Origin of the sequence: Streptomyces sp. NBC_01803 (assembly GCF_035917415.1) — a bacterium.
In the GTDB taxonomy this organism is placed as follows: Bacteria; Actinomycetota; Actinomycetes; order Streptomycetales; family Streptomycetaceae; genus Streptomyces.
The window spans coordinates 1-13,745 of the sequence record NZ_CP109073.1; the positions used below are offsets into that span (position 1 = coordinate 1).

Here is a 13,745-nt window from a genome sequence, read left to right on the forward strand (position 1 = left end):
CTGCGCGCGCTTGCAGGCCTGGGCGCTTCGCGCCTGGGAATCCGGCGCGTTGCGCCGGACCGTAATACCGCTTCGCGGGAATTACGGAAGCAGTGGAATTCGCGCTCCGCGCGAATTCCCCGCCTCCGCTCCGCTCCGGCGGAAAAGCGGCTGGCTAGGGGGAGCATGGGGTGAGGGGAGGCGGGTGCATCACACGGCAGGCTGTGTAGACACAGGAATACCAGGCCAGTGGCCCCCCATTGGGGCAGAACCGGAGGGGGTCGGCCCCCGGAACGCCGGGGACCAGGAGCAGCGTCCCGAGCGGGACCGGGGCGGGCGGGTGCCGGTCGATACTTCGTCAGCTTCCCTGTCGGGCCACCCGGATGGCCTGCGTCGATCCCGTCATACCCCGGGCAGTGTGCCCTGCGCAGCGGCCGGTGTGGTAGGGTTGCGTGCATCATTGTTCCCCCTCGGTGCGCCATGCCCGGTCTGATGCATCTGTGTAGTTACGGGAACGTGGAACGGCCCCCTGATCACACGGCGGGAAACCTCCGCCCTTCTCATGTCTTTTTGAATTCCCGTCAGGAGGAACGGAATGACGGCACCGATGAAGCGCCGGGACCATCAGATTGAGGCCACTGAGGCAGCGGCGCGCGCTTTGGATATCCCGCCGGGAAAGCGTATCCCGGCCGGTGGATTGCGGGCGACGGTGGTGATGCCGTGCGGTTCGGGAAAGACGCTGGTTGCCGCTGATACGGCGCGGCGGGTGGCGCGGAATGGGCGGGTGCTGGTTTTGGTGCCCACTTTGGATCTGCTGACGCAGACGGTGTTGGCGTGGCAGGCGGCGGGGCACAAGGGGCCGGCGGTCGCGGTGTGTTCGCTCACCGACGATCCGGCGCTGTGGGCGGCGAAGGTGCGGGTGACGACGAGCGCGCCGCAACTGGCGTTGTGGCACGGCTCGGGGCCGGTGACGGTCTACGCCACCTACTCCTCGCTGCCGGTGCTGACGTCGGCGTTCGAGGGCTCCTACGGCCTTCCGATGGCGCCGTTCGACCTGGTGGTGGTGGATGAGGCGCACAGAACTTCCGGGTCGCAGGGGAAGGCGTGGGCGGATGTGCACAACAACGGGCTGCTGCCGTCGCTGCGGAGGTTGTACCTGACGGCGACGCCGCGGGTCTGGCAGGAGCGGCCGTCGTGGGAGGTGCGGGAGGGCGTCCGGGATCCGCTGCCGGAGGAGCTGGCCGCGAGCATGGACGATCCGGCGATCTTCGGGCCGGTGGTCTACCGGATGTCGCTGGCGATGGGTGTGGCCCGCGGTTTACTTGCGCGGTATCAGATCATCGTGGTCGAGCTGGCCGACCCGCAGCTGCCTCCCGGCCGCCTGTACGGCCCTGAGCGGCGTGAGGAGGAGATCCGCGGCCTGCGCCTGGGCGCGCTCCAGGCGGCGATGCTGAAGACCGCCCGCGAGCACGATCTGAAGACGATGATCACGTTCCATCACCGCACGGTGGAGGCGCAGGCGTTCGCGGCCGGTCTGCCGGCGGTCGCCGAACGGCTCCATCAGGCCGACCCCGAGCGGTACCCCGCGAGAGTCTGGACGGGGTGGCTGAAGGGCGACCACGACTCCGCACACCGCCGCGAAGTCCTGGGAGAATTCGGCACCCGGGCGGGGCTTGCCATTCTCTGTAATTGCAAGGTCCTCGGGGAAGGCGTCGATATTAGAGCGGTGGACTCGGTTGCTTTTCTGGACCCGAAGGGATCGCCCGTGGATATCGTGCAGGCGATCGGGCGGGCGTTGCGGCAGAAGCCGGGCGAGGGAAAGCTGGCGTCCCTGATCGTGCCCGTCTTTCTCGCACCGGGTGAGCAGCCGCAGGACATGTTCACTTCGGCCTCGTACAAGCCGCTCACCAAGGTACTCCAGGGGCTGCGTGCGCATGACGAACAGGCCCTGGAATTGCTCGCCATTCCGCAGACGAACGCCCTGGAGCTGTCGCCGGGCACGGACATCGGCCCGCCGCCCGAGGACGGCGAGGACGAATCCCGGATGCTGCTGCGGTTCTCCTCGCGGCGGGACCCGGCGCTCGTGGCGGAGTGGATCGCGTACAACGTCATCGACACCGAACGCCAGGACTGGGAACGCGGCCTGGCCGCGCTACGCACCTACGCCAAGCGCGAGGGCCACGCCCGGGTCCCCTTCTCACACGTCGAAAGCGCGTATCCGCTGGGGCAGTGGACGGCCGACCAGCGCAAGACCTTCAATGCCGGGGCGATGCCCTCCCGGCGCGCCGACCGGCTGGAGAAGCTCGGCATGGTGTGGGACGAACGCGAGCTGGCGTGGGAGGAGACGCTGGCCGTGCTGCGGGCCTACTACCAGGAGTACGGCACGCTGGCGGCGCCGAGGTCGGCCACGGTCCTGGACCGCCCGGTGGGCATGATGCTGGCCAACCTCCGCCGGGACGGCGGGCTCGGCAAGGACCCGGCCCGGGCGGCGCGGCGTGCCGAGCAGCTCGCCGGCATCGACCCGTACTGGAACCCGGCCTGGCCGATCGAGTGGCAGCGCACCTTCGCCGGCGTCCAGGCCTGCATCGACGGCGGCGCCGAGCCGGAGGACATCCTCCCGGGGGTGACCTTCGCAGGCGTTGATGTCGGGACGTGGCTCAAGCGGCAGAGGCAGGCCTGGAAGCGCCTGTCCGACGGGCAGCGCGAACTCCTCGAGGGCTTGGGCGTCACCCCGCTCCAGACGCCCTCAGCGGCCCCCGCAGAGGCTGCCACGGGGAACGCGGGCGCCGCGCCCGTACCGGCCGCCAGAAAGCACCCGGCGGGCCGCAACGGGACGTTCGAGCGCGGCCTCGCAGCCGCACGCCAATACCTCACCCGCGAAGGCCACCTCACCGTCCCCCGCGGACACGTCGAACACCTCGTCATCGAGGACGGCACCGACGGCGGCGAGCGCCAGGAGCAGCCCGAGACTGTGGCCGTGCGGCTCGGGGTATGGCGCAGCAACATGCGCGCCCGCCGCGACAAGCTCACCCCCCAACAGCAGGCCGCCCTCGACGACATCGGGCTCTGACCCGGTGCCGGGCGCCTCGGGCCCGGTCGCGGATCAAACCGGGCGGGGCGCCCGGCCGCAGAGCCGCCACCCCCGTTGAGGTGGGGTCTCGCGTTTGCCCAGGTCATTGCAGGGTTCGAGGTTCAACTACGGTCCACAGTCAACTGCGGATCGCAGATCAATTACCGCGGCCGGACCGGCTGCGGCGGATCGAAGTCCTCGGCGCGCTCCTGGCCGCCGCCGTCGCACAAGCCCTCGGCTGAGCCGTCCGAGTGGCAGCTCCCGGTGACGTGCCCGCCGCCGCCCGGCGGTCCGTTCTCCCTGGCGGTCGGCGAATGATCATGGCCTTCCCGACAGCGAGATCCCGTGGAGGAACAGTGCTCGCAACCAGCCGAGGGAAGACCCTGATGCTCATCGCGATGGCTCCGCTCACGCTGACGATGGCGGCCTGCGGCGACGAGGGCAGCGGGGAGCGGGAGCCGACGACAGGCATCGCACAGAGCAACGAGGCGACCGTCTCCGGCTCGCCGTCACCCGGTGCCAGCGTGAACCCCGAGGACTTCGTCGACCGCGTCGACAACCCGTACCTGCCGCTCAAGCCCGGCGCCCGCTGGCGCTATGAGGGCACCACCGACCAGGGCAAGGAGGTCACGGTGGTCGAGGTGACCGACCGGGAGAAGGAGATCCTCGGCGTTCACATCACCGTCGTGCGTGACACCGTCTCCCTGGACGGGGAGGTCATCGAGGACACCTTCGACTGGTTCGCCCAGGACCGGGCCGGCAACGTCTGGTATTTCGGTGAGGACACCAAGGAGTTCAAGAACGGCAAGGTCGTCAGCACCGAGGGCGCGTGGGAGGCGGGCAAGAAGGGGGCCAAGCCGGGCATCATCATGCTGGCCGACCCTGAGGAGGGCGCTCGGTACCAGCAGGAGGACGCCCCCGATGTGGCTGAGGACAGAGCCGAGGTGATCAGCCTGAACGAGACCGTCGACGTGCCCACCGGCGCGTACGACCACGTTCTGGAGACCAGGGAGACCACCCCCCTCGAACCCGACACCGAGGAACACAAGTTCTACAGCAGGGGCGTAGGGGTCGTGCTGGAGCAGCAGACCAAGGGCGGCAGCGAACGGCACGAACTGGTCAGCGTCGAGGGTCTCTGAGCGCGAGGTTCACGGCGCCCCATTAAGAACTCTCAAACCCGGGACAGCATCACCCACCATGAGATAAAGCCCCACGACAGCGACCCCACACAGCCATCTCTCACCCCCACGACAGCAACGCCCCGCCCCAGAAACACCCACTGACCAGCCCCATAACCCACCCGACCAGGCCCCCACCACCGACTCTCACCACCACCGACACCAACCCGAGAGATCGCAGCGGAGCTCTGCCTGGGCGCCGGGGAGCACGTAACCAGCGGTCAAGGCGGTCGCGCGATCTGTCATAGAGAGCTGGGTGGTACGTGGGTGATTGGGACCTTTGGTGCGCTGCGCCATGCGGGTGAGATTGGGGTCACGGCTATTGCCGGTGTCGTCACTCCGATGGGTTACTGGTGGTGTTCAATCCGGTGGGCAGCCCTCCTCCCGGGGGAGTGACGGTCGGCCTGCCCACCGACTGGCCTGGCGCGTAGCCGGCCAGGCACAGGCACGGCCGTAGCGCCGCGCCGGGACTCCTTCGGCCGGGATGCGGACCGGCAAGTGCGTGCTGGTGGCCGGCAGCGGCTGGGCGGTGTCCGCGCAGCCCCGTCGGGCATGGTGCCGCTTGTCTGCACCTGTCCGTCCGATTCGTCGTCCATGGCACTGCGCTGGCCCGGCCTCGTACAGGCCATGAAGGGAAAGTCATGCCTGTCTCCCCGAACCAGGGATCCTCCGGCGGCGGTCAGACCGTCGCGATCACCGGCACCAACCTGTCCGGCGCCACCGCCGTCCACTTCGGGTCCAAGCCGGCCGCCATCACCGCCAACACGGCCACCTCGGTCACGGTGACCACCCCGTCCGGCAGCGGAACGGTCCCCGTGACCGTGACCACTCCCGGCGGCACCAGCAACCCGCTGCCGTTCTTCTACGTCGGCGCACCGTTCAAGTCCACGCTCAGCCCTGCCGCTGGTGTCACCGCCGGCGGCAACACCGTCACCATCAACGGCACAGGGCTGTCCACCGCGACCGCGGTGAACTTCGGTGCCAACGCCGCGACGCCGACCGTAGTCAGCGACGGTCAGCTGACCGTCACTGTCCCGGCGGGTGCCGCGGCCAGCCCGGTGGGCGTGACCGTGACCACGGCGGGCGGCACCAACAACGGCCTGTCGTACACCTACGTCGACACGCCCACCATCGGAACGCTCGCGCCCAACTCCGGTCCGGCTTCCGGCGGGACCGTGGTGACCATCTCCGGCACCGGTTTCAGCACGACCCAGTCGGTCACCTTCGGCGCCACCCCCGCACCGTTGACGATCGTCAACGACACCACCTTGTCCGTCGTCACCCCGCCCACCCCCGACGGCGCTCCCGGACCTTCCGACGTGAGGGTGACGACCACCGGTGGCGTCGCCCTGGCCGCTGCCGGTTTCACCTACCTCGCCACTCCCGGAATCTGACCCCCGGCCCGGCGCCGCCGACACCCTTAGCCCGGCGGCCGGGCACATGACCGCCTGCTCAGGCCCGGGTTGTGAGGAGGCCGGATTAGCGGGGGGCGCCCGTCAGCCGCCCGCGGTGCTTGCGCAGTTCCTCCCGCATCTCGGCGATCGTGGCGGGCCGCTGGGTGAAGGGGCAGCCGACGTACCCGCCGTGGGTGGCGGGCAGGGCGCAGCCGGCGGGCGAGCAGACCGCAAACGGAGCCCGCTGGAAGGGGAGAGAACCGTCATCACAGGGGCCATCCGCCCCGCCGGGCCTGGTGCGCGCGGGATTTCGCCCGTCCTCGCGGGTGGTGGTGCGGCTACTGGAGCGGTGACCCGCGACCTTCCTGCCGAACTGCCCGAGCGTTGTTCGAGTTTCTTCGAACGGTAGCGCTTGAATTCAAGCGCTACCGTTTGATTCTTGTTCGAGACACTGCGGACCGCCGGCCTCGACGCCCAGGAGCGCGGCGAGATCGGCTCAGCGTCGAGCAGCAGGTCGCCCTGGACGAGATCGGGCTGCAGGAGGGCCTCGGATTCGTCGGCACGCAGACCATCACTCAGTGGCCGACTTCGCGGCCGCGGTGCGGTCCGGGCTCCTGCGGGCGGTGCGCCTGTTGGTCGTCCTGGCGCACCGGGCGCACTACGTCGGCGTCGTGGCGGTCCGCGCGGACGCGGGAGTCGTCGGCCGCCTTGGTGAACGCGTCCTGGAGGCGGCGCAGTCGGTCGGCCGTGAGATCGAGGGCTTCCACGTCCGTGCGGGACTCCCGCAGGGCCCGCAGGGCCGTCATGTCGATCGCCTCCTGGTGTCCGGCTTCCGGCTCCTGGTCGTCGTGCTCGGGGTCGGCGGCCGGGGGCGCGAGCGGCTGCTCGGGCATCGCTGCCTGCTGGTGGGCGACGACGTCGTACGCCCGGCCCCGCACGGCGGCGACGGTGGTGGTGGTGGTGCGCAGCTTCTCCCGCACCACCGCACCGGCGAGGACGGCCCGCTCGTACTGAAGCGGGATGCGGGGTATCTCCCACTCCCCCGCGTCCTGGCCCGGGGGGTGGAGCGCGGCCGGCTCGCCGGGACCGGCCGGGGGGTCCGGGCCGGGCGCGGGGGTGGGCGGGCGGCGCCGGGCGGGGAGGCCGGACAGGTCCCACCGGGCGGTGTAGAGGCGGTAGCCAGCCTCTAGGCCGCGTACGGTCTTCGGCTCGCTGATGTCCAGGCAGTGCGTGGAGATGGCGGCGGCCACGATTCTGTTGTCCAGGCCGGGGTCGCGGCGGCGGCCACGCAGGACGAGGGCGAGGTGGCGGCGGGCTTCGGCGAGCAGGTGCCGGCGGTGGAAGCGCCCGCCGCCGTTCATCACGAACACCGTGGCGGTGACGTCGACGGCCGCCAAGGCGACGTCGATCACGGCGGCGATCCGGGCCCGGATCGCCGCGGCCGCGGCACGGGCGTACTCGAGGAGGGAGTTGATGACGCCGACGGCCACCCCGGAGGTGAGGATCGCGCTCGCCTTCCACCGCTCGCGCAGCTGCGCGAGCGGCCGGGCCGTCTGCTTGGGCGGGCGGGTCTTGCGGGCGGCCATCTGGTTCAGCCTGGCGCGGGCCCATTCGGAGACCACGGGCAGGAACCGCGGCTCGCCATCGTCGTCGACGGCGGTGACGTACTCGTGCTCCAGCTCGGTCAGGCAGGCGGCGATCTGGTCGCTGCGCCGGGAGGTCCAGCGGATCAGCTCGTGCGGCACCCCGGCAATCTCCATCACCGGCCGGCGTCCGGGGGTGACGGTGCGCGGCTCAGTCGCCAGCCCCAGCGCCTCGCAGACCTCCACGGCCACGATCTCGTTGTAGAGCGCGGAGGCCGCCACGGTGTTCTCGTGCAGGGCCGTGGTGTGGATCGAGCCCCACTTCCCGTCCAGGCGCTGCCCCTTCACCGACAGCAGCAGATGGTCATGGAGCAACGGCATCCCCGACCGTGCCTCGTAGTGGCGGAAGCGGGCGGCGACCAGACCGCCGGGCGGCCGGACCCGGTAGATGCCGTCCCTGCCGTAGCGGATCACCGCCACCTCGTCCTCGATCCACTCCAGCACCCGTACGATCGCGCGCTCGTGTGCGGCCTCGATCACCCGCCGGGTCTCCTCATCCCCCAGCGCCCACAGGAGGTAGATCGTCGGCTGCGGCCGGAACATCAGGTCAACGCCGGTCACCGTCACGCGCCGTCCCAGGGCGCCGGCCCTGAACGCCCCCTGCGGGGAGTCGCCCCTGGCGAGCCGGCCGGCCTCGATCCGGTCCGCGTACGGATGGCGGCCCCGCCCGCCGAACAGGTTCCGCAGCTGCGCCTCGGTGACCTCCTCACCCGGCGCCAGTCCGAGCGCGGCAAGTCCCCGGCCCATCCATCGCCCGGCCGGGACCCCGGCTTGCTCCTGGGCGGCGCGCAGCGGCGTGCGGGCCGGGCGGCGGCCATCACCGACGACAGTCTGGCGCAGGTAGTAACGGTACATCTGACCGGCCCGGATCACCCTGATATCCACCGTCACGCAGACCACACCACACCGCTGTGACTTGCAAGAAAAGGCCGATCAGCGGTACGTCCCGCCAGGCGGGAGCGGCGGCCGAACTTTCTTCCCGGCGTCCCGCCGGGCGGGAAACGGCGCCCGGCCCGACGCGAATGTCATCGCTCTCCGGCAGCTCTCCGGCAGCTCTCACACCACGGCCCGGACCACACCATCCAGCACCACTGAGTACGTGTTTTTGATCCCCGGTTCCGGATAGCCTGGGGATCTACGCTGACGGGATGGCCGGGGATGTTGGCCGGGCTGGTGAGCGTCGGTGTCGTGGCTGTGATGAACGGCTGGCGCCGGGGGTGCGGCGGGATGCCGTGTACTGCTCGGCGGCGTGTCGGGCCAGGCAGTGGCGTAAGGATCGTCGGCTGCGCCGGCGGGTGGCGGCTGAGCGGGTCGGCCAGGGCTTGGCGGTGTGTCCGGTGTGTGGGGTGCGGTGGGTGGCCGGGGTGGACCGGCGCTCGACCGCGGTGTACTGCTCGCCGCGGTGCAAGGTGAGAGCCTGGCGGCGCCGATCGGATGCGTTCGGGGAACGGCCACAGTAACGGCAGTGCGAACGGGTAGGTCGCTCAAATTCTGCCCAATCACAGTCACTTGCGGTCATTTCGTTGTGATCAACGTATTTGCGGATTGACGCTGGGTGGAGGCGGGCCGCCCCCCGACACGGTCTTCGGCGCCGTGCCCGGCCCGCGAAGGCGGTGGATGCCATGTCCCAGTCCGGCACCGAGTCCACGTCCGAGTCCGAAAAGGTCGGCAGCGTCAGCCGGCAGCGCTACGAGCAGATCGTCGCCGAGCTGCGGGATGTCGTTGAGCAGCAGTCGCAGGGGCAGTTCCTGATCGGGGACCGGGCCCTGGAGATCGAGCCGATGCGCCCTCACGGAGGCCGGCACGAGGCGGCTCCGGGGCAGGAGCTGTTCACGGTGCGCGAGTCGCTGTTCCGGCTCGCGGAGGACATCGGCCTGTCCTACAACACGGTCGAGCGCCAGCGGTGGACGGCCTCGCGCTGGCCTCGGGAGAAGCGGCAGCCGGGGGTGTCCTTCACCGTTCACCGCATCCTGGCCAGCATCGCGGATGACGAAGAGAGGTTCGCGGCGATCGCCGACCCGCCGCCGGGCCGACCGTGCTGGACGCCGGACGAGGCCAACCGGCGGGTCGGCCAGCGGGTGGCCAAGCCCGTCACCCCGCAGGAGAAGATCACGGCCGTCCACACCCTGGTCCGGGATGAGGAGGTGGCGGCCAAGGTGACCACGGACATGTTGCACCGGCCCGAGGTCGCCTTCCGGGCCATGTCGGACGACACCGCCCGGCACATGGTCAACCACGCCCAGGCCGAGCGGGGCCGCCAGGCCCGCGAAGACTTCGAGGACACCAGCCCTGTCGCCCCGGCCGTCCGGCAGGTCGAGCGGACGGTCGAGTTCCTGGACCTGGTCACGGCCTGCCACGCGTTCGTGGCCGCCGCCGGCCGGATCGTCCCGGGCCTTCGGGACCGGCAGCTCGGGGAGGACGAACAGGTCCTGGTCCACGAGCGGGTGGCCAGGGTGCGCGCGACCTGCGACTGGATCGAGACCGCGGTGGACACCGGCCGGGTCGACGTGGACGCCGAGCTCGCCCGCCTGCTGCGGGGCGAGTAGCCATGCCCCGCGCCTCCCGCCGCAGGGGCGAGGCGGCGCGACGGCACGCCGACACCGTGCGGTTTGTGCTCTTCGAGGCCCGCCCGGCCGGGCTGACCTTCCCGCAGCTGGTCCGGGCCACTGAACTCACCCCCAGCCAGGTCCGCTCCGGGCTGGCCTGCCTGCGGGATGTCATCGCCGAGCGCGGCTGGCCGCCGCTGGTACACACGCGGGCCGACGGCTACCGCTTCACCGGGGACAAGACAGAGCTGGAGGAGTACGAGCGGGCCGTGATCCGGGAGAAGCTCACCCAGATCCGCCGTCTGATCACCGGAACGGTGGCCCCGCACGCCGCCCTTCACCCCGGCGACCGGTGGGTGCGCCACCTCGTCGCCCAGCTCAACTCCATCGAATCCACCCTCGACGTGATGCTCGCCGAACGATAAGGAGAGGAGCGAACGGGTGCGCCGGCGCCGTTACCCCTCGGACACCACGGCCGCCGAGTGGGCCCTGCTCGAACCGCTGCTGCCCGTCCCGGCCTGCGAAACAAGCCGGGGCGGGCGGCCGGAGAAACACCCGCGCCGGGAGATCATCGACGCCATACGGTATGTCGTCGATTCCGGCTGCAAGTGGCGTGCTCTCCCACGCGACTTCCCGCCCTGGCGCACCGTCTACGGGTTCATGGCCCGCTGGGCGGCGGCCGGCGTCGTCGGGCAGATCCGCGACCAGCTCCGCCGCCGCATCCGCCTCGCCATGGGCCGCGCCCCGCGGGCGGTGGCTACCGTCATCGACTCCCAGAGCATCCGGGCCGCCGAGACCGTCAGCCGGGCCACCCGCGGCTACGACGCGGCGAAGAAGGTCAACGGACGCAAGAGACACCTGGTCGTGGACACCAAGGGGCTGCCGCTGCTTGTCATGGTCACCCCGGCCGACATGACCGACCGCGACGCCGCCAAGGAGGTCCTCTTCCGGCTGCGGCTGATGCACCCGGAGATCACCATCGTCTGGGCCGACTCCGCCTACGCCGGCACCCTCGTCACCTGGGCCAAGACCTTCCTCGGCCTGACCATCAAAACCGTCTCCCGCCCCAGGGACGCCGTCGGCTTCATCGTCCTGCCCCGCAGATGGGTCGTCGAGAGATCGCTCGCGTGGATCATGCACGCACGCCGCCACGCCCGGGACTACGAACGCCTCCCCCAGCACTCCGAAACCCTGATCACCTGGGCCGCGATCACCCTTATGGCCCGCCGCATCACCCGCCGGCGGCCAGCGCGGCCAACTGACCCGCCGCTCCAGCTCGCGCAAGCCGCCTGAAGGGCTGTGGAGAACCGGGAGACGGGGTCCAATGAATGGCATGCCCTCTCAGCGCAATCATCAGTTACAGAGAGCCGCCCGGCGTGCATCCGAGGCCGCTTCGTCGCCAGATCTCGAAGTGTCGTCGCGCCGGGGAATGGACTGGGCCCGCTGGATCGAGCTGGGCTCTGTAGTACTGGCGTCCCTCGTGGCGGTGGCCGGGCTGTGGTACTCCAACATCCAAGTCCAAGGGGAAGTCCGCGCGACCCGGGAGGGACAGATCACCGACCGGTACAACGCAGCCGTCACCAACCTCGGTGACGATGCCCTGGACGTACGCCTAGGCGGGATCTACGCCCTGCAGCGCATCATGACCGACTCTCCGCGCGACCATCCCACCATCGCCAACATCCTCGCCACGTACATCCGTACCCACAGCCGCCCCTCAGCCGCAGATGAGGACCACACCGCGGAGCAGCCTGACGTTTACGCCGCCGCCAACATCCTCGTTACTCGTAACCCCGACCACGACAACGGCTTCATCCCCAACCTGAGTGCAGCGGAGTTGCGCGGTGCAGACCTGTCCGACGCGTTCCTGGAGGGAGCGGACCTGAGGGGCGCGGACCTGTCCGGAGTTTTCATGACCGATGCAGACCTGAGCTCGGCGTTGCTCATGGATGCGGACCTGAACCGTGCATTCCTGAGTGACACGGACCTGAGCCTTGCGTTCCTGGACGGCGCGGACTTGCGGGGGGGTGCCTCTATGTTTTTCGTCAAGGGAGGCGTGGGGTTCTGGGTTCGTAGAAGGTGCCGTCGCGGAGCATGGCGAAGAGGACGCTGATGCGGTGGCGGGCGAGGCGGAGGAGGGCTTGGGTGTGGGTCTTCCCCCGGTCCCGGCATTTGTCGTAGTAGGTGCGGGAGGCGGGATCGTGGAGGGCGGCGAACGCGGAGAGGAACATGGCCCGTTTGAGTTGCCGGTTTCCGCTTCTGGGTGCGTGTTCGCCGTGGATCGAGGTCCCGGACGACTTGGTCGTGGGGGCGAGTCCGGCGTAGGAGGCGAGGTGGGCGGCGCTGGGGAAGCTGGTGCCGTCGCCGACGGTGACCAGCAGGACGGCGGCGGTCCTGACCGCGACCCCCGGCATCGAGGTCAGGACCTTGGAAAGAGGGTGCTCCTCCAGCAGGGCTTTGATCTGGGCTTCCAGAGCGCGGCGCTGTTCGTGGACGGCGGCCAGGGAGCGGGCCAGGGACGGGATGACGACGTCGAGAGTGCCGGTCCCGGGAACGACGACGGTCTGTTCGTCGAGCGCGTCGAAGACCTCGTCGATCAGCCGCTGGGCCATGCGCGGGGCCTTGGGCCGGATCACCTCAACGAGCCTGCGCCGACCGGCCTTTCGCAACGCGGACGGGGAACCGTAGCGTTCCAGCAGCCAGGTCACGGCCTGGTGGTCCAGGCGCGGCCCGAGCACGCGTTCCAGCGAGGGGTGGAACTGGGTGAGCAGGCCGCGTATCCGGTTGGAGGTGCGGGTGGCCTCGGCCGCGAGGTCCTGGTCGAAGCCGACCAGCACGGTCAGCTCGGCGGTGATCTCGTCGGTGAGTTCCAGCGAGCGCAGGGTGTGCGGCATGGTGCGGGCGGCGTCCGCGATCACCGCGGCGTCCTTCGCGTCGGTCTTCGCCTCGCCCGGGTACAGGTCGGCGATCCTTCGCATGGCCAGGCCCGGCAGGTAGGCGACCTTGCAGCCCGCGTCGCGGGCGACCGTGAGCGGGAGGGCTCCGATGGAGGCGGGCTGGTCGACGATCACCAGCACGGTTCCGAACTTCGCCGCGAGCTTGTCGAACACGGCCCGCAGCTTCGGCTCGCTGTTGGGCAGCTGCTTGTCGAAGACCTTCTTGCCGGCCGGAGTCAGCCCGTGCCCGTGATGGGTGCTCTTGCCGACGTCCAGGCCGAGGAAGACGCCCACGTCGTCGATGTCGTACAACCCGTCCTCCCGAACAGGGCTCGTGCGGTGCTGGCCAGGGCGATGGCGCCGTACGTGCGCATCCACGTTATGCAGACCTGCCGCCCGCAAGCGGCCGGGCATTGCGCCAGGCCGGGCGGTGGTCGGACCTCTCATCAGCGTCTCCAACGGCACCCCACGGGCCCGGTGACACCACCCCCCAGGTCATGCGTTCGACAGAGGGGAACAGTCATGCCGGGCCCGGAGGCCAGCGGTCCTCTTGCAGGACCGCGAAGAACATAACGGGGGGGGGCGGACCTGAGCGGGGCGGATCTCAGCTACGCGTACCTGATCGATTCGGGTCACGGCCCCCCGTTGGGCGGGACGGAACTGCCCGATGCGGACTTGAGCGGGGCGGACCTGAGAGGCGCGGACCTAAACGGCGCGGCGGTCACTGTGGAACAGATCGTTTCCGCAGTCATCGACTCATCCACGAGGTTGCCGGCGAACCTTTCCGACGACCCTGCCGTGCGCGCACGGATCACGGAAGTCGAAGCGGAGTAGGCACGAGTTGGTCGCCGCGGCAGTCGGCCCGGCGGCCGTCTGAGGCCGCATTGCCAACCCTGCGAGCTTAGGGTTCGGAAACACGTACTCAGCACCAGCCAGCCCCCGCTGCCGGGGATCGGCAGGTAGAAGTCGAGCAGCGTGCCGGGGCGGTCAGCGGGCTGT

The 13,745-nt window shown here is 70.1% G+C and carries 8 protein-coding genes and 3 pseudogenes; 8 read left to right on the forward strand and 3 right to left on the reverse strand.

The window, feature by feature from the left end; genetic code table 11:
- Nucleotides 1-586: 586 nt before the first annotated feature.
- The 3 genes from OIE51_RS00005 to OIE51_RS00015 all read left to right on the forward strand — a co-directional run bounded on the left by OIE51_RS00005 (nt 587) and on the right by OIE51_RS00015 (nt 5,621).
- Complete coding sequence (locus OIE51_RS00005) at nt 587-3,049, forward strand: DEAD/DEAH box helicase (protein WP_326600443.1); 2,463 nt, start codon at nt 587-589, stop codon at nt 3,047-3,049.
- Nucleotides 3,050-3,435: 386 nt separating this feature from the next.
- Nucleotides 3,436-4,188: a hypothetical protein gene (locus OIE51_RS00010; RefSeq protein ID WP_326594503.1), complete on the forward strand. Its 753-nt coding sequence runs from the start codon at nt 3,436-3,438 to the stop codon at nt 4,186-4,188.
- Nucleotides 4,189-4,868: 680 nt separating this feature from the next.
- On the forward strand, nt 4,869-5,621 hold the full coding sequence (locus tag OIE51_RS00015) for an IPT/TIG domain-containing protein (protein ID WP_326594504.1): 753 nt from the start codon (nt 4,869-4,871) through the stop codon (nt 5,619-5,621).
- 575 nt (nt 5,622-6,196) lie between these two features.
- On the opposite strand, the gene mobF is transcribed toward OIE51_RS00015, so the two are convergent.
- Complete coding sequence (gene mobF, locus OIE51_RS00020; RefSeq protein ID WP_326594506.1) at nt 6,197-8,155, reverse strand: MobF family relaxase; 1,959 nt, start codon at nt 8,153-8,155, stop codon at nt 6,197-6,199.
- A gap of 731 nt (nt 8,156-8,886) precedes the next feature.
- On the opposite strand from mobF, the gene OIE51_RS00025 reads away from it, so the two are divergent.
- From OIE51_RS00025 to OIE51_RS26740, 4 genes and pseudogenes are all read left to right on the forward strand, one after another.
- Nucleotides 8,887-9,810, forward strand: coding sequence for a DUF6192 family protein (locus OIE51_RS00025; protein ID WP_326594508.1), 924 nt, complete (start codon nt 8,887-8,889; stop codon nt 9,808-9,810).
- A 2-nt stretch (nt 9,811-9,812) separates the two neighbouring features.
- Nucleotides 9,813-10,235: a RacP protein gene (locus tag OIE51_RS00030; protein ID WP_326594509.1), complete on the forward strand. Its 423-nt coding sequence runs from the start codon at nt 9,813-9,815 to the stop codon at nt 10,233-10,235.
- 16 nt (nt 10,236-10,251) lie between these two features.
- Nucleotides 10,252-11,103 carry an IS5 family transposase gene (locus OIE51_RS00035; protein ID WP_326594510.1) on the forward strand — a complete coding sequence of 284 codons (852 nt, stop codon included), beginning with the start codon at nt 10,252-10,254 and terminating at the stop codon, nt 11,101-11,103.
- 349 nt (nt 11,104-11,452) lie between these two features.
- Nucleotides 11,453-11,824 (forward strand): annotated as a pseudogene (locus OIE51_RS26740) (pentapeptide repeat-containing protein); the annotation flags it as partial.
- On the opposite strand, the pseudogene OIE51_RS26745 reads toward OIE51_RS26740, so the two are convergent.
- Both OIE51_RS26745 and OIE51_RS00045 read right to left on the reverse strand, forming a co-directional pair.
- Nucleotides 11,767-11,982, reverse strand: a pseudogene (locus tag OIE51_RS26745) (hypothetical protein); the annotation flags it as partial. The pseudogenes OIE51_RS26740 and OIE51_RS26745 overlap by 58 nt on opposite strands.
- Nucleotides 11,949-13,193, reverse strand: a pseudogene (locus tag OIE51_RS00045) (IS110 family transposase); the annotation flags it as partial. The pseudogenes OIE51_RS00045 and OIE51_RS26745, both read right to left, overlap by 34 nt.
- 198 nt (nt 13,194-13,391) lie before the next feature.
- Between OIE51_RS00045 and OIE51_RS26750 the strand changes: the two are divergent.
- The gene (locus tag OIE51_RS26750) at nt 13,392-13,580 is read left to right on the forward strand and encodes a pentapeptide repeat-containing protein (RefSeq protein WP_442811832.1); all 189 of its coding nucleotides are present in this window, start codon (nt 13,392-13,394) and stop codon (nt 13,578-13,580) included.
- Nucleotides 13,581-13,745: the final 165 nt, after the last annotated feature.